Below are 21,131 nucleotides of genomic sequence, written 5' to 3'. Positions count from 1 at the left end.
CGCGTTGGCCCGGTTACGGGCGCACCTCAGGGATGATGTGCGTAATCGCGCGGGCCGGGCATGCCATGGATGGCGGCTTTTGCGTCTTTCCGATCTGACCGTGTTCTCTTCGCAGTCTCGGTCTTACAGCAAATCGGGACAGCCTGTATTAACTACCTGAAGAGACGCGACTAAGCGCCTGTTCAGGTTGGTAGCGCTTAGTAAAGCAGACGAGCGCGGATGGTACCCGGAATCGCCTTCATCAGCTGCAGCGCGTTCTCGGCCACTTCCGGCTCTGCATCAATGTCGATCACCACATAGCCCATAAACGGCGAAGTTTGCAGATACTGGGCAGCGATGTTGATGCCCTGCTCGGCAAAAATCTGGTTGATGGCCGTCAGCACGCCAGGGCGGTTCTCATGGATATGCAGCAGACGACTGGCGCTGATACCGTGAATCGGCAGTGACACTTCGGGGAAGTTAACAGCCGAGAGAGTCGAGCCGTTATCGGAGTATTTCGCCAGCTTGCCCGCCACTTCAATGCCGATGTTCTCCTGCGCTTCTTCCGTCGATCCGCCAATGTGCGGCGTCAGGATCACGTTGTCGAACTCACTCAGTGGAGAGATAAACGGCTCGCTGTTGGTTGCTGGCTCGCTCGGGAAGACGTCGATGGCTGCGCCACCCACCTGTTTGCTGGCCAGCGCATCGCACAGTGCCGGAATATCTACTACGGTACCGCGTGAGGCGTTAATCAGCAGCGCGCCAGGCTTCATCTGCGCCAGCTGCTCTGCACCAATCATATCCTGTGTAGAGACGGTTTCCGGCACGTGCAGGCTGACAACGTCGCTCATGTTGAGGAGATCGGCCAGATGGCGTACCTGCGTGGCATTACCCAGCGGCAGCTTGTTTTCAATGTCGTAGAAGAAAACATGCATACCCAGGCTTTCTGCCAGCACGCCCAGCTGCATTCCGATATGGCCGTAACCGATAATACCCAGTTTTTTGCCACGCGCTTCAAATGAGCCTTTGGCAATCTTATTCCAGATGCCACGGTGTGCTTTCGCATTCGCTTCCGGGATGCCACGCAGCATCAACAGCATCTCACCAATCACCAGCTCCGCAACCGAGCGGGTATTTGAGAACGGCGCATTGAACACGGGAATACCCCGGCTGGCAGCCGCCTGCAGATCAACCTGGTTGGTACCGATACAGAAACAGCCAACGGCGACCAGCTTTTCAGCCGCCGCAAAAATCTCTTCAGTGAGCTGGGAGCGGGAACGGATACCAATAAAGTGTGCATCACGGATCGATGCTTTTAACGTGTCGGAATCCAGTGCGCCCTTATGGAATTCGATGTTGGTATAGCCTGCAGCCCGCAGGTTCTCCAGCGCGCTCTGATGGACACCTTCCACCAGCAGGAACTTAATCTTATCTTTTTCCAGTGATACCTTTGCCATTTCCCGATCCTATTCAGCATTCAATGAGGACTACCATAAGCCAGCCTTCTGTCAAAATATCAAAAAAATCGCGTCGGGCAATACAAACGATTGCCCGGCCGCCAGCACGGCAGCGGCTGACGACAGCACATTGCCGGACAAAATAAGGAGGTCAGCCTGGAAGAGAGAACGAACCCGCTGCGGATGACGGTTATGTGACATAAGTCACCAAATTTCACCACAGCGAGAAAAGATGATTTGCGGGCAGAAATAACCGACGCCGAATCGACGCCGGACAGATCATTTTTTGATGGTTTTCACGCCATCAGGCCCGCCAATTAGCGCAATATCGGCACCGCGCGCGGCAAAAAGGCCCACGGTAACGACACCTGGCAAGGCGTTGATGGTTTTTTCCAGTTCAATGGGATCGAGAATGCGCAGATTATGCACATCGAGAATAATGTTGCCGTTATCGGTGACCACGTTCTGACGATACTCAGGCAAGCCGCCCATTTTCACCAGCTGACGCGCCACGTAACTGCGCGCCATTGGGATCACCTCGACCGGGAGCGGGAAACGGCCCAGCACATCGACCTCTTTTGAAGCGTCAGCGATACAGATAAAGGTTTCAGCCACGGCGGCCACGATCTTTTCGCGCGTCAGCGCTGCGCCGCCGCCTTTGATCATCTGCATCTGTGGGTTGATCTCATCCGCGCCATCGACGTACACCGACAGCAGGTCAATCTCGTTCAGGTCGAACACCTGAATACCCAGGCTCTTCAGCTTCTGGGTTGAGGCATCCGAGCTGGAGACGGCACCTTCAATCTGATGCCTGACCGTGGCAAGCGCATCGATAAAGTGGGCAGCGGTGGATCCGGTACCCACACCAACAACGGTGCCCGGCTGCACGTACTCAAGTGCAGCCCAGCCAACGGCTTTTTTCAGTTCATCCTGGGTCATGGTATGTTTAAAACCTGTGCGACAACGAAGTGCGCGTAGTATAAAACAAGGCTTGCTGAAAATGCTCGGCTGACCGACGTGGATTTATCGCTTTGGAAGCCAGCCCACAAAAAACAAGAGAGCCATCACAGGTGATACTTTTGTGGCATAGTGACATCCATCCTGAAGGAGAGAGAAGAATAATGAAACGCCCGGATTATCGAACGCTTCAGGCGCTGGATTCAGTGATCCGCGAACGCGGATTTGAGCGTGCCGCTCAAAAATTATGTATCACCCAGTCAGCGGTTTCACAGCGTATCAAGCAGCTGGAGAATCTGTTTGGCCAGCCGCTGCTGGTGCGCACCGTGCCACCACGTCCGACCGAACAGGGTCAGAAACTGCTGGCATTGCTGCACCAGGTGGAACTGCTGGAAGAGGAGTGGCTGGGCGATGAGAACAGTGGCACCACGCCGCTGCTGCTGTCGCTGGCGGTCAATGCCGACAGTCTGGCGACCTGGCTGCTGCCTGCGCTGAAAGATGTGCTGGCAGATTCACCCGTACGCCTGAATCTGCAGGTCGAAGATGAAACCCGCACCCAGGAGCGTCTGCGTCGTGGTGAAGTGGTGGGTGCGGTGAGTATTCAGCCGCAGCCGCTGCCCAGTTGCCTGGTGGATCAGCTCGGCGCCCTCGACTACCTGTTTGTGGCGTCGCGCGACTTTGCCGATCGCTTCTTCCCTAACGGCGTCACCCGCTCTGCTCTGCTGAAAGCGCCTGCGGTGGCGTTTGACCATCTTGATGATATGCATCAGGCCTTCCTGCAACAGAACTTTGATCTCTCACCGGGCAGTGTGCCCTGCCACATCGTGAACTCCTCTGAAGCCTTTGTGCAGATGGCGCGACAGGGTTCGACCTGCTGTATGATCCCGCATCTGCAGATTGAGCGTGAGCTGGCGAGCGGTGAGTTAATTGATCTGACGCCAGGCTTGTGTCAGCGCCGGATGCTCTACTGGCATCGTTTTGCACCGGAAAGCCGGTTAATGCGTCGGGTGACCGATGCGCTGATTGCGCATGGACATCGGGTGCTGCGTCAGGATGACGTCGCAGCCTGAAAACAAAAACGGGGCGAAAGCCCCGTTTTTACTGCTGACAAATTATGCCCCGAACAGCTGTAAGGATGGATTGGCTCAGGGAACAAGGTCAGATCCTGAGATTCATCGGCAGTCTTAACGGGGCATCAGCCCCGTTTTGCACTATGGCGTATTGGGCTTGATCTCAAACACCACATCAACCTGATCGTCAAAGTTAATGCTCTGCTGATCGTAGGTCTCCTGCGCCGAGGTATCTGCCGCTGCAGCCGCTTTATACATACGGTTCATCGGCATTGGCTGATAGTTAGCGACCTGATAACGAATGCTGTAGATCGATCCCAGCTTCGCGTTAAAGCCTTCAGCCAGCTGTGATGCCTGCTGAGTCGCATTTTTAATGGCTGCTTTACGCGCCTGCTCTTTGTAGCTCTCCGGATTTGCCACGCCTAACTCGACGCTACGCACCTCATTCAGACCGGACTTCAGCGCCCCGTCCAGCAGATCATTCAGCTTGTCCAGCTGACGCAGGGTTACCTGCACCTGACGCACCGCACGGTAGCCTTTCAGGACGGATTTACCCTCTTTGGTGTAATCGTACTCTGGCTGGGTGCTCAGGTTTGCCGCATCAATATCTTTCTTCTCAATGCCGTTTTTCTGCAGAAAATCGAAATATTGTGCAACCCGGTTATCCGCCTGCTTTTTCGCATCTGCGGCATCTTTTGACGACACGTTCACCACGATAGAGAGCGTGGCGATATCGGGACGGGCATCGACCGTTGCCTTGCCTGAGGTCACCACGTGTGGCCCGTTCGGTAACTCATCAGCGTGTACGCCAGGCAATGCCCCGGCGCTCATGATTGCGGCCAGAGCCAATGCTTTCAGTTTCATGAAAGTCCTCCTTGAAAAGGTACTATGACGGCTTCCAACCGGCGAAGCCCAACAGCGCATCGGTATGCGCCATGCTTTGAGTGGTCATTATGGCAAAAGTTCGGCCTTCGCGCGGCAATAACCGCATCGGATTGACGTTGGGATCAAAATCCGGCAATGCCCTGGCGCGCCAGCTGCAGGGCGATAAACCACATCACCGCGCCCACCAGCAGGTTAATGATACGCTGGGCTTTGGCGGTGCGCAGGCGTGGTGACAGCCAGGCGGCCAGCAGCGCCAGACCAAAGAACCACAGGATAGACGCGCTGATGGTGCCCAGCGCAAACCACTGACGCGCGGTGGTGGTCGGCAACTGACCGCCAAGACTGCCCAGCACCACAAAGGTATCGAGATAAACGTGCGGATTGAGCCAGGTCACTGCCAGCAGCGTCGCGATAATGCGTCCCCTGCTCTGCTTTAATGGCTCACCATCCGCCAGATCGGCGTCGCCGCGAAAAGCGCTACGCAGTGCGCCCCAGCCATACCACAACAGAAAGGCTACACCCGCCCAGGTGATCACCATCAGCAGCAGTGGAGACTGGCTCAGCAAGGCGCTGCCGCCAAAGATCCCACCGCAAATCAGCAGAATATCGCTCAGCGAGCAGAGGGCCGCCGTCATCAGATGATACTGACGCTTCACGCCCTGATTCATCACAAAAGCGTTCTGCGGCCCCAGCGGCAGAATCAGCGCGGCGCCCAGGGCAAGTCCCTGAAAATAGAGAGATAACACAGGATTAGTTCCTCACATCGTTAGAGGAGGAGAAGTATAAAGAGAGAGGATGATTAGCGGAAATTGAAAGAATTAATCTGCGATTAGCAAAATGAATGGGCGACGGAAGCCGCCCACTGAAAGATTACTGTGGCTGAGTCTCTGGCGTAGTTGCGTCGGACTGTCTGACACGGTGCAGATGCACATCCATCTGCGGATAAGGAATACCAATCCCTTTTCCATCCAGCGCACGTTTAAAGTTCTTCAGCAGATCCCAGTAAACGTCCTGCAGGTCGCCGCTGTTGCTCCAGCAACGCACCACAAAGTTCATTGAAGAAGCCGCCAGCTCATTCAGACCGACCTGCACGCCTTTATCCTGTAACACACGACTGTCGGCGTCGACCACTTCACGCAGCAGCGTCAGAACCTGATCAACATCCGCATCGTAAGAGACGCCAATGATAAATTCATTGCGGCGTACCGGCTCACGCGAGAAGTTGATGATGTTTCCGGCGATGATTTTACCGTTAGGCACCACCACTCGCTTGCCGTCGGCTGACTTGAGCGTGGTAGAGAAGATCTGTACGTTCATTACCGTACCCATGATACCGCCCAGATCAACAAACTCACCGGCACGGAAGTGACGGAAAATCACCAGCAGCACGCCCGCAGCAAGGTTTGACAGCGAATCTTTTAATGCCAGACCCACAGCCAGACCGGCCGCACCGAGGATGGCGATGACCGAGGTTGTCTGTACCCCGATGCGCCCAAGTGCCGCGATCAGTGTGAATGCGATAATGCCGTAGCGCACCAGCGCCGACAAAAAGTCAGCAACGGTCGTATCAATGTGGCGTGCCTGCAGCAGACGATTAGCGGTGTTGGAGATGATGCGTGCAATCATCATCCCCACAACGATAATCGCAATGGCTGCGACAATGTTTACCGCATAGCTAATCAGAAGCTCCTGATTACGTACTATCCAGTTTCCCGCGTTATTGAGTTCACCGAGCATACCCGTATCCTGCATGTAACCATCCTGTAATTAAATTCCCAAGGGAAATGACACCACATTGTCAGAACCGCTCTGACAATCCCTGACAAAAGGGTAAACAATAAATGGCGGCGTGCCAAACCTGCATGACCTTTGACGCCATTCTGGCGAAAAAAGGTCAAAAAAAAGGCCCTTCCGGGCCTTTTTTGTACGGTAACGACTCTTCAGTTACAGCACGTCGACAGCGTTAAGCTCTTTGAAAGCCTGCTCAAGACGCACCACCATAGAGGCCTGGGCTGAACGCAGCCAGACGCGTGGGTCGTAGTATTTTTTGTTTGGCTTGTCAGCGCCTTCCGGGTTACCCAGCTGCGACTGCAGATAGCCTTCGCTCTTTTTGTAGTACTGCAGGATGCCGTCCCAGGTTGCCCATTGGGTATCGGTATCGATGTTCATCTTGATCACGCCGTAGCTGATAGACTCTTCGATTTCTGCAGCAGAAGAACCTGAACCGCCGTGGAAAACGAAGTCCAGCGCGTTGTGCGGCAGGCCATGTTTTTCACACACATATTTCTGCGAATCGCGCAGAATGGTCGGAGTCAGTTTCACGTTGCCTGGCTTGTAAACGCCGTGAACGTTACCGAATGAGGCCGCAATGGTGAAGCGCGGGCTGATAGCATTCAGTTTTTCGTACGCGTAGTTCACATCTTCTGGCTGGGTATAGAGTGCAGATGCGTCCATGTGGCTGTTATCAACGCCATCTTCTTCACCACCGGTGCAGCCCAGTTCGATTTCCAGCGTCATGTCGAGTTTCGCCATGCGTGCCAGATATTTGCTGCTGATCTCGATGTTCTCTTCCAGTGACTCTTCTGACAGATCGATCATGTGAGAAGAGAAAAGTGGCTTACCGTTTTTCTGGAAGTACTCTTCACCTGCGTCCAGCAGACCGTCGATCCATGGCAGCAGTTTCTTGGCACAGTGGTCAGTGTGCAGGATAACCGGCACGCCATACTGCTCAGCCATCAGGTGGACATGGTGCGCACCCGCGATAGCGCCGAAAATTGCCGCGCCCTGTGGTTTGTCAGTCTTGAAGCCTTTACCCGCGATAAATGCAGCACCGCCGTTAGAGAACTGGATGATGATTGGCGCTTTAACTTTCGCCGCTGCTTCCAGTGCCGCATTGATGGAGTCAGTGCCGACGCAGTTTACGGCTGGCAGTGCGAATTTGTTCTCTTTCGCAACTTTGAAGATCTTCTGTACGTCATCACCAGTGACAACGCCGGGTTTTACGAAATCAAAAATTTTAGACATGATTGTGTCCTGTTTCGTGACCGTTGTTCCCCTTGAGGAACGTCGATTTAAACGCCCAGACGGGCAAGACTTCAGGCGATGCCGTCAGGCATCGCCCCCAAAGGATTACTGCTTCGCACGCTCTTCCAGCATGGCAACTGCAGGCAGTTTTTTGCCTTCCACGAACTCAAGGAACGCGCCGCCGCCGGTAGAGATGTAGGAAATTTTGTCTTCGATGCCGAACAGGTCGATAGCCGCTAAGGTATCGCCGCCGCCTGCAACAGAGAAGGCATCGCTGTCTGCAATGGCGTTAGCCACGATTTCGGTGCCTTTACGGAAATTAGGGAACTCAAACACGCCCACCGGGCCGTTCCACAGGATGGTTTTGGCATCCTTCAGGATGGCAGCCATCGCCTGTGCAGTTTCATCACCAAAGTCCATAATCTCTTCGTTATCCGCAACTTCCGAAACCTTTTTCACGGTAGCGGTCGCAGTTTCAGAGAATTCTGTGCCGACACGTGAGTCAGTTGGAACCGGAATGCCGTGCTGATCGCGCAGGCCTTTAGCCGCTTCAACGAAGTCTGGCTCATACAGAGATTTACCGACGTTGTTGTCGATAGCGACGAAGGTGTTGGCAATGCCGCCGCCCACAATCACGGTGTCCGCGATTTTGACCAGAGATTGCAGCACGTCAAATTTGGTAGAAACTTTAGAGCCCCCTACCACAGCCACCAGCGGACGCTCCGGGTTGCTCATGACTTTACCCAGCGCTTCCAGTTCTGCAGAGAGCAGCGGACCCGCACAGGCGATAGGGGCAAATTTGCCGACGCCGTGGGTAGAAGCCTGTGCGCGGTGCGCAGTACCAAAGGCGTCCATCACAAATACGTCGCACAGAGCAGCATATTTTTTAGACAGCGCTTCGTCATCTTTCTTTTCGCCTTTGTTAAAGCGAACGTTTTCCAGCACAACCAGCTCGCCAGCGCCGACTTCAACGCCATCAAGGTAATCTTTTGCCAGGGTCACGGTGGTGCCGCTAAGCTTGTCTTTCAGGTAGTTAACTACCGGCAGCAGCGAGAACTCTTCATTGTATTCACCTTCGGTCGGACGACCCAGGTGAGAGGTAACCATTACTTTCGCGCCCTGTTTCAACGCCGCTTCAATGGTTGGCAGAGAAGCACGGATACGTGCATCAGACGTCACTTTACCTTCTTTAACCGGTACGTTCAGATCGGCACGGATCAGAACACGTTTACCAGCCAGATCCAGATCGGTCATCTTAATTACAGACATGGTGAATCCTCTCGTTGATTCTCATAAGTTTTGCCAGACGCATACCGCGTCTTACCTGAAACCGCTTGCGGCCATCGCTAACGTCGTGTCGAGCATTCGGTTAGCAAAGCCCCATTCGTTGTCACACCAGACCAGGGTCTTGATAAGGTGTTGACCGCTGACCCGCGTTTGTGTTCCGTCCACAATGGCACTGTGCGGATCATGGTTAAAATCTACTGAGACTAACGGTAATTCCGTATAGTCAACTATACCACGAAATGTCCCTTCTGCCGCGCTTCGCAACAGGGTGTTAACTTCACACGCCGTCACCGCCTGATGCACGGAAACGCTGAGATCAATGGCCGTCACGTTAATCGTCGGGACGCGAACGGCTATCGCCTCGAAGCGATCGTTGAATTTCGGAAAAATACGGGTAATGCCTGCCGCCAGGCGAGTGTCCACCGGGATGATCGACTGACTGGCTGCACGCGTACGGCGCAGATCGCTGTGATAGGCGTCGATCACCTGCTGATCGTGCATCGCTGAGTGGATCGTGGTGACGGTGCCGGATTCGATGCCAAACGCATCATCCAGCAGTTTAATCACCGGGATAATGCAGTTAGTGGTACAGGAAGCGTTGGAGACGATGCGGTCACTGGCGGTGAGTAACTGCTGGTTAACGCCATACACCACTGTAGCGTCGAGATCGTTTCCGCCGGGATGAGAGAACAGCACTTTTTTGGCGCCAGCCTGAAGATGCGCTTCGCCATCAGCGCGCGAGCCATAGACGCCGGTGCAGTCCAGCACCACATCCACATCGAGTTCACGCCACGGCAGATCGGCAATGGCTGCACGGTGCAAAATGCGCAGAGTATCGCCACCCACCCACATTACATCGCGCTCCTGGCGGACATCGAAAGCAAAACGGCCATGACTGGTATCGTATTTGAGCAGGTGCGCCATACCGGTGGCTTCTGCCAGCTCGTTAATCGCGACCACAGTGATCTCTGCACGTCGCCCCGTTTCATACAGCGCGCGCAGGACGTTGCGTCCAATCCGGCCAAAACCATTTATCGCTACCCGTACCGTCATTTCTCTCCTGCCACGTCAGACTGAAAAAAACGTGCCGTTAGCCTGAGCGTTTCACTGCATTTTGTACAGGAGATTCTTACCCGGCATTGTCCGAAACCAGGGCGATTCGCCTGGCGACTGAAACGGTTCAGCTACAATAATAGAAGGAAGGAATAACAGGAATGATTGTGATCAATCTGACTGCTTAAATTTGGATCTGCGTCACAAATTAAAGCAAAAGGCGGTTATTACTGCAGGAATAAAAAAGTAAAAGGGACGAAAAGTTCGTCCCTCTGTTTTTACAGCCGGGCGGGAACAGGCCCGCCTGACCGGTTTTACGCCAGCAGCGCTTTCGCTTTCGCGACGACGTTGTCGACGGTAAAGCCAAACAGTTCGAACAGCTGATCGGCAGGTGCCGATTCGCCGAAGCTGGTCATACCCACGATAGCGCCGTTCAGGCCGGTGTATTTGAACCAGTAGTCAGCGATGCCCGCTTCGATTGCGACGCGTGCGCTGACCGCTTTTGGCAGCACGGATTCACGGTACTCATCGCTCTGCTTGTCGAAGGCATCCGTTGATGGCATAGAGACCACGCGCACTTTGCGGCCTTCGCTGGTGAGTTTGTCCCAGGCACCGACAGCCAGTTCAACTTCGGAACCAGTGGCGATCAGGATCAGCTCAGGCGTGCCATCGCAATCTTTCAGCACGTAACCGCCGCGCGCTACGTTAGCCAGCTGTGCCGTGTCACGCTCCTGCTGCGCCAGGTTCTGACGAGAGAAGATCAGCGCAGTCGGGCCATCTTTACGCTCAATGGCATATTTCCACGCTACCGCGGATTCAACCTGGTCACATGGACGCCACAGGCTCATGTTTGGCGTGGTGCGCAGGCTCGCCATCTGTTCAACCGGCTGGTGCGTCGGGCCATCTTCGCCCAGACCGATAGAGTCGTGGGTGTAGACCATGATCTGACGGATCTTCATCAGTGCCGCCATACGCGCTGCGTTACGCGCATATTCAACGAACATCAGGAAGGTCGCGGTGTAAGGCAGGAAGCCGCCGTGCAGCGCCAGGCCATTAGCGATTGCGGTCATACCGAACTCACGCACGCCGTAGTGGATGTAGTTACCCGCAGCATCTTCGTTGATCGGCTTAGAGCCCGACCAGATTGTCAGGTTGCTGGGTGCCAGATCGGCTGAGCCGCCCAGGTATTCCGGCAGAATTTTACCGAAAGCTTCGATAGCATTCTGTGAGGCTTTACGGCTGGCGATCTTCGCCGGGTTCGCCTGCAGCTGTTCAACGAACTTCTGCGACTCTTCCTGCCAGTTAGCTGGCAGTTCGTTGCTGACGCGGCGTTTAAACTCGGCAGCCAGTTCAGGATGAGCCTGTGCGTAAGCGGCGAATTTCTCATTCCATGCAGACTCTTTCGCCTGGCCCGCTTCTTTCGCGTCCCACTCAGCGTAGATATCAGAAGGGATAACGAACGGCGCGTGGGTCCAGCCCAGCTGTTTGCGGGTCAGTGCTACTTCGTCATCACCCAGCGGTGCGCCGTGCGAATCATGGGTACCCGCTTTGTTCGGTGAACCAAAACCGATAACGGTTTTGCACATCAGCAGTGAAGGTTTGTCGCTGACGCTTTTCGCTTCCTCGATCGCTTTCGCAATCGCATCCGCATCGTGACCATCGACGCCGCGCACCACGTGCCAGCCGTAAGCTTCAAAGCGCTTAGCGGTGTCGTCGGTGAACCAGCCATCAATGTGACCGTCGATAGAGATACCGTTGTCATCATAAAACGCCACCAGTTTGCCCAGCTTCAGCGTACCGGCCAGTGAGCAGACTTCATGCGAGATACCTTCCATCATGCAGCCATCACCCATGAAGACATAGGTGTTGTGGTCTACGATGTCATGACCCGGACGGTTGAACTGTGCTGCCAGCGTGCGCTCAGCAATGGCAAAACCTACTGCGTTAGCGATGCCCTGCCCCAGCGGACCGGTAGTGGTTTCAACACCCACGGTGTAGCCATATTCCGGGTGACCTGGAGTTTTTGAGTGCAGCTGACGGAAGTTTTCCAGTTCGCTCAGGGGCAGATCGTAACCGGTCAGGTGCAACAGGCTATAGATCAGCATTGAGCCGTGACCGTTAGAGAGCACAAAACGGTCGCGGTCAGCCCACAGCGGGTTGGTTGGGTTGTGGTTCAGGAAGCCGCGCCAGAGTACTTCAGCGATGTCCGCCATGCCCATTGGGGCACCCGGATGTCCCGATTTCGCTTTCTGTACTGCATCCATACTTAACGCACGAATGGCGTTGGCAAGCTCTTTACGAGAGGGCATTTTCTACTCCAGGTCGGATTAATGCTTCGCACCTTAACTTATTGTTATTAATGAGTTACCGGGCAAAACAAGGAAAAAGTTGCCCATCAATGTACATGAGAAACGGGGCAAAAGTACATGCTGTAAAACGCTAAATGCAGCCGCTTCGTATGGCTTTTCCAGCCATATCTGCTAGCAAAGTGCAGACTGGCACGCTATAACCAAATCGTTTATTCACCTGGCTGAGTTTCAGGTGTTTGTTTTTCTTACCTTGTTATGAATGGGATACAGCATGAAAATCAAAAAAATGGTGTTAGCGCTTGGACTGACGACGCTGCTGAGTGGCTGTCAGGGTTTAGACAACAATGCGCTGATGCAGTCGGGCGCGCAGGCGTATCAGGCTTATACCCTCAGCGACGATCAGGTAAAGCAGCTGAGCGATAAATCCTGTGAGCAGATGGACAAAGATAATCAGATTGCGCCTGCTAACAGTGATTATCAGCAGCGTCTGAACAAGATCGCTGCGGCGCTGGGCGATAACATCAACGGCGTACCGGCTAACTACAAGGTTTATCAGACCAAAGATGTCAACGCCTGGGCGATGGCAAACGGCTGTATTCGTGTTTACAGCGGTCTGATGGATATGATGACTGACAATGAAGTGGAAGGCGTGCTGGGTCATGAGATGGGCCACGTCGCGTTAGGGCATACGCGCAAGGCGATGCAGCTGGCATATGCCACAACCGCAGCCCGCACCGCAGCCGCCTCGGTTGGCGGCGTGATTGGTTCACTGTCGCAGTCGCAGCTGGGTGAAATGGGTGAAAAACTGGTGAATGCGCAGTTCTCCCAGACGCAGGAGTCACAGGCGGATGACTACTCCTACGATCTGATGAAGAAGCGCAATATCGACCCAATGGGCCTGGCCACCAGCTTTGAAAAGCTGGCGAAGATGGAACAGGGACGTCAGAGTTCGATGTTTGACTCGCATCCCGCCTCTGAAGCGCGCGCAGCGCATATTCGTGAGCGAATTGCTGCCGACAGCAAGTAATCCTGCCTTTGAGCGCGCATGCATCCGGCGTGCGCGCTTAGCCGTGCGAAGTCCGCTAGCGCTTAAATATCTGATCCACCATCGAGCCCAGATCCAGCTTATTGTCATGCAGCGCCTGTTCATCCATGTGTCCCTGCGGTGACAATTTATCAATCAGCTGCGGCAATAGCGCGGCCAGCGTACCCGATGCCCCTTTCACATCGGTGCCGAGTTTGTCAGCCAGTGACTGCAGTTCATCCTGACCAAAAGCAGACTGAATCTCACTGTGGCCAACCGGATGGTTATCACCGGTGCCGATCCAGGAACCAAACACCTCACCCAGCCCGCCCTGCTGAAATTTTTGCAGCAGCACTTCAATACCGCCCTGCTCCTGCACCCAATGCCAGACAGCCTGTAACTGTCCCGGCGGATGCCCTTCACTCTGGTTGCCATCCAGTGCGCCAGCCAGTTCATCAAGAAAGCCCATGATTATCTCCACTACGCCATTTTTACGCTGTAAGTTTAGTTGCAGATAGGGGTTCGCGCCTGACGGTTACCCGTCGGGGTCAGAAAGGAATCAATCGGATCATGGCAAAGAAAGGAACATCACAGCAGCGGCCCGCCCGACGGACAGGACGCCGCGTTCAGCGCCTGCCGGACTGAAGCCGGCAGGCAGCAGGCATCAGCCTTTGTTCACAGCCTGAACATGCAGCATATCCAGCGCCAGGGTAGCCGCCGCCAGTGCCGTCAGATCAGCATGATCGTAACCCGGTGCGACTTCCACCAGATCCATGCCGACAATGTTCATGCCCTGCAGGCCACGGATCAGTTTGGTCGCTTTATCGGTGGTCAGGCCGCCAATCACCGGCGTGCCGGTGCCAGGCGCATGCGCCGGATCCAGACAGTCGATATCGAAGGTCAGATAGACCGGCAGATCGCCCACTGTGCGTTTCACTTCGGCGAGGATATCGTCAACGCTGCGGTCGTTGACCTGCGCCGCATCCAGCACGTTGAAACCCAGGCTCTTGTCGAATTCGGTACGGATACCAATCTGCACTGAGTGCTGCGGATCGATCAGACCCTCTTTCGGCGCGGTAAAGAACATGGTGCCGTGGTCAAAGGTCGGGCCGTTGGAGTAGGTGTCGGTATGCGCATCAAAGTGCACCAGCGCCATCTTGCCGAAGTGTTTTGCATGGGCGCGCAGCAGTGGCAGTGTGACGTAATGGTCGCCGCCAAAGGTCATCATGCGCTTGCCATTGGCCAGCAGTTTTTCAGCATGGGCCTGCAATTTGTCGGAGAGATCCTGCGAATCACCGAAGGCGTAAACCAGATCGCCGCAATCGACGACGTTCAGACGCTGACGCAGGTCGAAATCCCACGGCCAGCGGCAGCCTTCCCAGGCCAGATTGGTGGAGATCTGGCGAATCGCGCCCGGACCCAGGCGGCTGCCCGGACGACCCGAGGTCGCGGCATCAAACGGCACGCCGGTGATAACCCACTCGGCGTCGCTGTCGTAAGGCTGAAAATTCAGCGGAAAACGCATGAAACCAAAGGCGTTAGAAACCAGGGAGTTGTCGTACTGATTGCCAAGCGTGTTATACATAATTGCTCTCTCTATGTGCGTAAGTCGGGCCAGCCCGCAAACCATTAAGGTTGAGATGAAAAAATCCCCTCCGCGTCGTTAGGCCCGACGAGGAAGGGATTGAGTGAGTCAGATTATCGACATAGTTAACGGCAACTGCAATATGCGATTACCGGTCGCCAGGATCGATTATTCATCTTCTAAATAGGTATAGCCGTAGAGGCCGCTCTCGAACTCTTCCAGGAACTGCGCACGCAGCTCTTCGTCGAGATCGGATGCCTGAACCTGATTGCGGAACAGCGCCATCAGCTCGTTGGGATCAAGCTGCACGTAACGCAGCATGTCCGCCACGGTGTCGCCTTCATCGGAGAGCTGCACTTCCACATCGCCATTTTCGCGTGCGTAGACATCCACCGCTTCGGTGTCACCAAACAGGTTATGCATGTTGCCCAGAATTTCCTGATAAGCACCCACCATAAAGAAGCCCAGCATGGGTGGGTTATCAAGGTCATATTCCGGCATCGGCATGGTCGTCGCGATACCGTCGCCATCCACGTAGTGATCGATGGTGCCATCGGAGTCACAGGTGATGTCGAGCAGCACGGCACGGCGCTCCGGCTTCTTGTTCAGCCCTTCCAGCGGCAGTACCGGGAACAGCTGATCGATACCCCACGCATCCGGCATTGACTGGAACAGCGAGAAGTTAACGTAGATCTTATCCGCCATCCGCTCCTGCAGTTCGTCGATGATTGGACGGTGTGCACGGTTGCTCGGATCGAGATGCTGCTGAATATAGTGGCAGATGCTCAGATAGAGTTGCTCAGCCCAGGAACGCTGCTTGAGATCGTAGGTACCTGACGAGTAGCCGGTATGGATATCAAACAGATCCATCTGGCTGTCATGCAGCCATTCACGCAGCGAACGGCGGGTACTTGGCTCGTGCATCTCCTGCCAGGTTTCCCACATGCTGAGGATCGGGCGCGGCGCATCCGCATCCGGCGTTTCAGGTTCGCTGAACTCGTTGCGCTCCACACCAATGATGTTGGAGACCAGCACCGTGTGGTGCGCGGTTACGGCACGGCCCGACTCGGTGATCACCGTCGGATGCTCCAGACCGTGCTCATCACAGGCAGCACCAATCGCCCAGATTACGTTGTTGGCGTACTCATTCAGGCCGTAGTTGACCGAGCAGTCAGACTGCGAGCGCGTTCCTTCGTAATCGACGCCCAGACCGCCGCCGACGTCGAAACATTTGATGTTGACGCCCAGCTTAGCCAGTTCGACATAGAAGCGCGCCGACTCACGCACGCCGGTAGCGATGTCGCGGATGTTGGACATCTGCGAGCCCAGATGGAAATGCAGCAGCTGCAGGCTGTCGATGCGACCTGCTTCACGCATGATCTCAACCAGTTTCAGCACCTGGGTGGCTGACAGGCCAAACTTCGACTTTTCGCCGCCGCTCGACTGCCATTTACCGGAGCCCTGCGAAGCCAGACGCGCACGGATACCAAGACGCGGCACCACATTCAGACGCTCTGCTTCTTCCAGCACCAGCCGCACTTCGGTCATCTTCTCCAGCACCAGATAGACCTTGTGGCCCATCTTCTCGCCAATCAGCGCCAGACGAATATATTCGCGATCTTTATAGCCGTTACAGACGATCACCGAACGGGTCTGACCGGCGTGCGCCAGCACCGCCATCAGCTCGGCTTTTGAGCCCGCTTCCAGTCCCAGCGGTTCGCCGGAGTGGATCAGTGACTCAATCACGCGTTTGTGCTGGTTAACTTTAATCGGGTAAACCAGGAAGTAGTCGCCTTTGTAACCGTAGGATTCACGCGCACGTTTAAAGGCGGCGTTAATGGAACGCAGACGGTGTTGCAGGATCTGCGGGAAGCAGAATAAAGCGGGCAGACGCTGGCCCTGCGCTTCGCGCTCTTTGACCAGACGAGCTAAATCGACGCGCACGTCAGGACGATCCGGATCGGGGCAGACACTGATGTGGCCCAGTTCGTTAACGTCATAATAGTTGTTGCCCCACCAGGCGATGTTGTACGTACGCAACATTTTGCTCGCATCCTGATCGTTCATTGCAACCTCCTGCATGGAGCGGAGTGTACCCTGTTCGCCAGCTGACGAACCTTTGATATTCTTCATGTCGTCAGACATCGCGAACCTCAATTTTCCGTTGAAAGATGAAACTGTTAACCGGCTTTATGGCCGCTAATCTGAAAACCTGTTGCCACATTAAACGCAATGTCCTGTTCACCTGACGTTGCCGTCAGCGCGATTCACGCATGAGAGTTAAGTGTAAAACACCCGGGCCATCTCCGTTTAAACAGAGAACATTTAACTGATCTGTATTGACCATGGATAACCTGCGTCGTTCCGCTGCGCGGGCGCAGAGAAGAGACAAAACCGATCGAGCAGAGATAAAGATTAGCCTGCGCCTGTGTCGGTAAAATTACCGCATCGGACATCGCGTCGGCAGGAAAGAGAAAAAGATGGGAGGCAGGAGAGAGCCAGCGCAGCGCCGCAGCGCAGAGAACCGGAAGAAGAAAAAGCGTGGTTCATTACTTGTATCACCTCCGCATATGCCAGGGGCATATGGAAAACAACCTGGGTGAAAGCCAGACCAGAGTCTGACAGGCGCGACGCAAACAGTGGCGTCATCCTTGCTGCTGCTATCAAAGCAGCGGCGTTTTATACAGTTTACAGCCGTAAAATGCAAAAATATTATCGGGGAATTGCGTGTAGCGTCAGCAAATTATGCCGATAACAGAGACAGGTTAAATGCTGAAACAGAAAAAGGGCTGGTAATTGGTTTATCCTCTATCCTAAAATAGCCGTCCAGATGGTTTTCCATCTAAACAGGTTACTATCCAGGCGGTGTTGGCCTGCTGTGCTGACACAACCTCACTGCTCGCGGCTTTGCCTGAAGGGGCGTCAGGTCAGACCACCTCACTGGCGCTATGCAGTCGTACTCAAACCATATTTAAGGTAAAGAACAGAATGGCTAAACACCTTTTTACGTCCGAGTCTGTATCAGAAGGACATCCCGATAAAATCGCCGACCAGATCTCCGATGCTGTGCTGGATGCGATCCTTGAACAGGATCCTAAAGCGCGCGTGGCCTGCGAAACCTACGTTAAAACCGGTATGGTGCTGGTTGGCGGTGAAATCACCACCAGCGCCTGGGTCGATATCGAAGAGATCACCCGTAAAACCGTACGTGAAATCGGCTATGTCCATTCCGATATGGGCTTTGACGCCAACTCCTGCGCGGTATTAAGCGCGATTGGTAAACAGTCTCAGGATATCAATCAGGGCGTTGACCGTACCGATCCGCTGGAACAGGGCGCTGGCGACCAGGGCCTGATGTTCGGCTATGCCACCAACGAAACAGACGTGCTGATGCCTGCGCCGGTGACCTATGCGCACCGTCTGGTACAGCGTCAGGCTGAAGTGCGTAAAAATGGCACCCTGCCGTGGCTGCGTCCGGATGCCAAGAGCCAGGTCACTTTCCAGTATGACGATGGCAAAATCGTGGGCATCGATGCAGTTGTGCTCTCTACCCAGCATGCTGAATCCATCAGCCAGAAAGATCTGCAGGAAGCAGTGATGGAAGAGATCATCAAGCCGGTTCTGCCCGCAGAGTGGCTGAGCGCCTCGACCAAATATCACATCAACCCAACCGGTCGCTTTGTGATCGGCGGCCCGATGGGCGATTGCGGTCTGACCGGTCGTAAAATTATCGTAGACACCTACGGCGGCATGGCGCGTCACGGTGGCGGTGCGTTCTCGGGTAAAGATCCGTCTAAAGTTGACCGCTCTGCAGCCTATGCGGCGCGTTACGTGGCGAAAAACATCGTAGCGGCCGGTCTGGCTGACCGTTGTGAAATCCAGGTCTCCTACGCTATCGGCGTGGCAGAACCTACTTCTATCATGGTGGAAACCTTCGGCACCGAGAAAATCTCTACCGAACAGCTGACGCTGCTGGTGCGCGAGTTCTTCGACCTGCGTCCATATGGTCTGATCCAGATGCTGGATCTGCTGCACCCAATCTATAAAGAGACCGCAGCTTACGGCCACTTTGGTCGTGAACATTTCCCATGGGAAAAAACCGACAAAGCTGCCCTGCTGCGTGAAGCGGCTGGCCTGTAAGGCTACCGGCTGCTGATAAAAACCCTGCCACTGAGGCCTGATGCTGGTCAGTTAAGATTAGCTTTGTAAAGGCTGCCACGGTCAAACGTGGCAGCCTTTTTTTCCGGGCGAGCGAGCCGCAGTACGGGCCAGCGCACCTCTGCTGCTGCCGGGCCGTCCTCGCGCCGCTCACGCGGTACCTTCGGCTTTGACGTCGTGCCGGCGAACCGTTCGGGGATCGGCCCTCCCTGGCCGGCCCCGAACTGTCCACGCTTCCCGGCGTGGACGTCTGGCCCACCGTCACGCCTCAGCGCTGCGGATAGCCCTTTCAGCAGCAGAGGCGCTCAGGCCTTCACTCTCGTGCCCTTTCTGACAATACACACTGAAGTTTCAGAGCAGGCCGGGGCCGCGCAGCGGCGCGAGGACCGCCAGCCCCTGCCCGGCACCAGACTGCGTTATCACCTGTCGCTTAACTGACTGGCATTATGCTACTGCGGCAGGGTGTTTTATTGCCTTTTCAGCCCCATTGCTAACCGGAGCAATTTTGCTCCCGCTACCCTTCTGAACGACAAGCCAGCGCAGTTTCTGGCGAGCGCGTGACGACAAAAAAACGCATCTGCCCAACTTCTTCTTCTCTCTGCAGCAAATTTTCAGTTCTCAGCTACACTTCTTTTCGCTTTTTCTGACGACTAAATGTTAACGATTACAAATTGAAAGGCTTTGTTTATCCGATATTTAGGAATTAACGCACGTAGTTATTCTGCTGAAAATGCGTTATTTTCAGCGTCGTCTGATAGCCAGTAAATAGAGCATTGTCAGAAACTTAATGAGTGCTATACCTCACTGGTTAATTAATCTTTCCGGGAAAAATATGCTGAATTTCAGGGTTTCAGCGTGTGTAAGCGATTACACTGATGTGATCAGGCTCACTTTTTTCCGGCAAAAGGTTTTTTAACATTGATAAAAACAATGATGGATAAACCTGGAGGCTAAAATGCCTGGCAATACACACAAAAGCAGAACTTCAAATAAGGCGATGACCTTATTTGTCTGCTTTCTGGCGGCCCTTGCGGGTCTGCTGTTCGGTCTGGATATCGGCGTTATCGCCGGTGCTCTGCCGTTTATCGCAAAGGACTTTAACGTCACCCCTCATCAGCAGGAGTGGATCGTCAGTTCCATGATGTTTGGTGCGGCGGTCGGTGCTATCGGCAGCGGCTGGATGTCATCCCGTCTGGGCCGTAAAAAAAGCCTGATGGCCGGTGCGATTCTGTTCGTTATCGGTTCACTCTGGTCGGCGATGTCGCCAAACCCGGAAATGCTGATCAGCGCCCGCGTTCTGCTGGGCCTGGCAGTCGGTATCGCCTCTTATACCGCCCCGCTTTATCTTTCTGAGATCGCTCCGGAAAAAATTCGCGGCAGTATGATTTCTCTTTATCAGCTGATGATCACCATCGGTATTCTTGGCGCTTACCTGTCCGATACGGCGTTCAGCTTTACCGGCAACTGGCGCTGGATGCTGGGCATCATCACTATTCCGGCACTGTTGCTGCTGGTCGGCGTTTTCTTCCTGCCAAACAGCCCACGCTGGCTGGCGGCGCGAGGCAACTTCCGCGATGCACAACGCGTACTGGATCGTCTGCGTGACACCAGCGAGCAGGCAAAACGTGAGCTGGAAGAGATCCGTGAAAGCCTGAAGATCAAACAGTCTGGCTGGGGTCTGTTCACCAGCAGCAGTCACTTCCGCCGTGCGGTCTATCTCGGCATCCTGCTGCAGGTGATGCAACAGTTTACCGGCATGAACGTCATCATGTACTACGCGCCAAAAATCTTTGAAATCGCGGGCTTCACCAACACCACCCAGCAGATGTGGGGTACGGTGATTGTGGGTCTGGTTAACGTACTGGCGACCTTTATTGCCATTGGCCTGGTGGATCGCTGGGGTCGTAAACCTACCCTGATTCTGGGCTTTATGGTGATGGCAGCCGGTATGGGCGTTCTGGGTACGATGCTGCACTTCGGCATTCACTCGGCGGGCGCACAGTACTTTGCGGTAGGTATGCTGCTGATGTTCATCATCGGTTTTGCGATGTCAGCCGGTCCGTTGATCTGGGTACTCTGTTCCGAAATTCAGCCGCTGAAAGGCCGCGATTTCGGTATCACTGTCTCCACCACCACCAACTGGATCGCGAACATGATCGTGGGTGCGACCTTCCTGACGATGCTGAATACGCTGGGCAATGCGAACACATTCTGGGTCTACGCACTGCTTAACCTGTTCTTCATTCTGCTGACGGTGATGCTGATCCCTGAGACCAAAAACGTCTCGCTGGAACACATTGAACGTAACCTGATGGCAGGTAAAAAACTGCGCGACATCGGTTC

General features: G+C 54.6%; 16 protein-coding genes. 4 read left to right on the top strand and 12 right to left on the bottom strand.

Annotation, left to right across the window (positions count from 1 at the left end; translation table 11 throughout):
- Positions 1–197 precede the first annotated feature (197 nt).
- Together serA and rpiA are read right to left on the bottom strand one after the other, a co-directional pair.
- Positions 198–1,436 (bottom strand): phosphoglycerate dehydrogenase, encoded by a 1,239-nt coding sequence (gene serA / locus EPG66_RS16235; protein ID WP_182687528.1) that lies wholly within the window; start codon positions 1,434–1,436, stop codon positions 198–200.
- Between the two features lie 279 nt (positions 1,437–1,715).
- Entirely contained in the window at positions 1,716–2,375 is a 660-nt protein-coding gene (gene rpiA, locus EPG66_RS16230) for a ribose-5-phosphate isomerase RpiA (RefSeq protein WP_010248819.1), read from the bottom strand.
- 182 nt (positions 2,376–2,557) lie between these two features.
- Here rpiA and EPG66_RS16225 point away from each other — a divergent pair, with 182 nt between their 5' ends.
- The gene (locus EPG66_RS16225) at positions 2,558–3,463 is read left to right on the top strand and encodes a LysR family transcriptional regulator ArgP (RefSeq protein WP_010248822.1); all 906 of its coding nucleotides are present in this window, start codon (positions 2,558–2,560) and stop codon (positions 3,461–3,463) included.
- A 141-nt stretch (positions 3,464–3,604) separates the two neighbouring features.
- Here the strand turns inward: EPG66_RS16225 and EPG66_RS16220 are convergent, their stop codons facing one another.
- From EPG66_RS16220 to tkt, 7 genes are all read right to left on the bottom strand, one after another.
- Positions 3,605–4,327, bottom strand: a complete 723-nt coding sequence (locus EPG66_RS16220) for an oxidative stress defense protein (RefSeq protein ID WP_182687526.1) — start codon at positions 4,325–4,327, stop codon at positions 3,605–3,607.
- A 143-nt stretch (positions 4,328–4,470) separates the two neighbouring features.
- Positions 4,471–5,094 carry an arginine exporter ArgO gene (gene argO / locus EPG66_RS16215; RefSeq protein WP_010671062.1) on the bottom strand — a complete coding sequence of 208 codons (624 nt, stop codon included), beginning with the start codon at positions 5,092–5,094 and terminating at the stop codon, positions 4,471–4,473.
- Positions 5,095–5,218: 124 nt separating this feature from the next.
- A complete protein-coding gene (gene mscS, locus EPG66_RS16210; protein WP_031592556.1) occupies positions 5,219–6,100 on the bottom strand; it encodes a small-conductance mechanosensitive channel MscS in 882 nt (293 codons plus the stop codon).
- 192 nt (positions 6,101–6,292) lie between these two features.
- Positions 6,293–7,372 carry a class II fructose-bisphosphate aldolase gene (gene fbaA, locus EPG66_RS16205; RefSeq protein WP_182687524.1) on the bottom strand — a complete coding sequence of 360 codons (1,080 nt, stop codon included), beginning with the start codon at positions 7,370–7,372 and terminating at the stop codon, positions 6,293–6,295.
- A 105-nt stretch (positions 7,373–7,477) separates the two neighbouring features.
- A complete protein-coding gene (gene pgk, locus EPG66_RS16200) occupies positions 7,478–8,641 on the bottom strand; it encodes a phosphoglycerate kinase (protein WP_010248837.1) in 1,164 nt (387 codons plus the stop codon).
- Between the two features lie 51 nt (positions 8,642–8,692).
- A complete protein-coding gene (gene epd / locus EPG66_RS16195; protein ID WP_010248839.1) occupies positions 8,693–9,712 on the bottom strand; it encodes an erythrose-4-phosphate dehydrogenase in 1,020 nt (339 codons plus the stop codon).
- Between the two features lie 314 nt (positions 9,713–10,026).
- Complete coding sequence (gene tkt / locus EPG66_RS16190; protein WP_062758388.1) at positions 10,027–12,021, bottom strand: transketolase; 1,995 nt, start codon at positions 12,019–12,021, stop codon at positions 10,027–10,029.
- A 271-nt stretch (positions 12,022–12,292) separates the two neighbouring features.
- On the opposite strand from tkt, the gene loiP reads away from it, so the two are divergent.
- A complete protein-coding gene (loiP, locus tag EPG66_RS16185; RefSeq protein ID WP_031592558.1) occupies positions 12,293–13,048 on the top strand; it encodes a metalloprotease LoiP in 756 nt (251 codons plus the stop codon).
- 55 nt (positions 13,049–13,103) lie between these two features.
- On the opposite strand, the gene EPG66_RS16180 is transcribed toward loiP, so the two are convergent.
- The 3 genes from EPG66_RS16180 to speA form a co-directional block, all read right to left on the bottom strand.
- Positions 13,104–13,514, bottom strand: coding sequence for a YidB family protein (locus tag EPG66_RS16180; RefSeq protein WP_182687522.1), 411 nt, complete (start codon positions 13,512–13,514; stop codon positions 13,104–13,106).
- A gap of 195 nt (positions 13,515–13,709) precedes the next feature.
- Positions 13,710–14,630 (bottom strand): agmatinase, encoded by a 921-nt coding sequence (gene speB / locus EPG66_RS16175; RefSeq protein ID WP_010248847.1) that lies wholly within the window; start codon positions 14,628–14,630, stop codon positions 13,710–13,712.
- A gap of 168 nt (positions 14,631–14,798) precedes the next feature.
- On the bottom strand, positions 14,799–16,775 hold the full coding sequence (gene speA, locus EPG66_RS16170) for a biosynthetic arginine decarboxylase (RefSeq protein ID WP_010248849.1): 1,977 nt from the start codon (positions 16,773–16,775) through the stop codon (positions 14,799–14,801).
- Positions 16,776–17,618: 843 nt separating this feature from the next.
- Between speA and metK the strand changes: the two genes are divergently transcribed.
- Both metK and EPG66_RS16160 read left to right on the top strand, forming a co-directional pair.
- Positions 17,619–18,770, top strand: coding sequence for a methionine adenosyltransferase (gene metK / locus EPG66_RS16165; protein ID WP_010248851.1), 1,152 nt, complete (start codon positions 17,619–17,621; stop codon positions 18,768–18,770).
- A 973-nt stretch (positions 18,771–19,743) separates the two neighbouring features.
- The coding region (locus tag EPG66_RS16160; RefSeq protein ID WP_182687538.1) for a sugar porter family MFS transporter at positions 19,744–21,131 on the top strand (1,388 nt) is incomplete at its 3' end.

The sequence above is a fragment of the Pantoea pleuroti genome, from assembly GCF_014156615.1.
In the GTDB taxonomy this organism is placed as follows: Bacteria; Pseudomonadota; Gammaproteobacteria; order Enterobacterales; family Enterobacteriaceae; genus Pantoea; species Pantoea agglomerans.
This window is presented reverse-complemented; position numbering and strand designations above follow the sequence as displayed.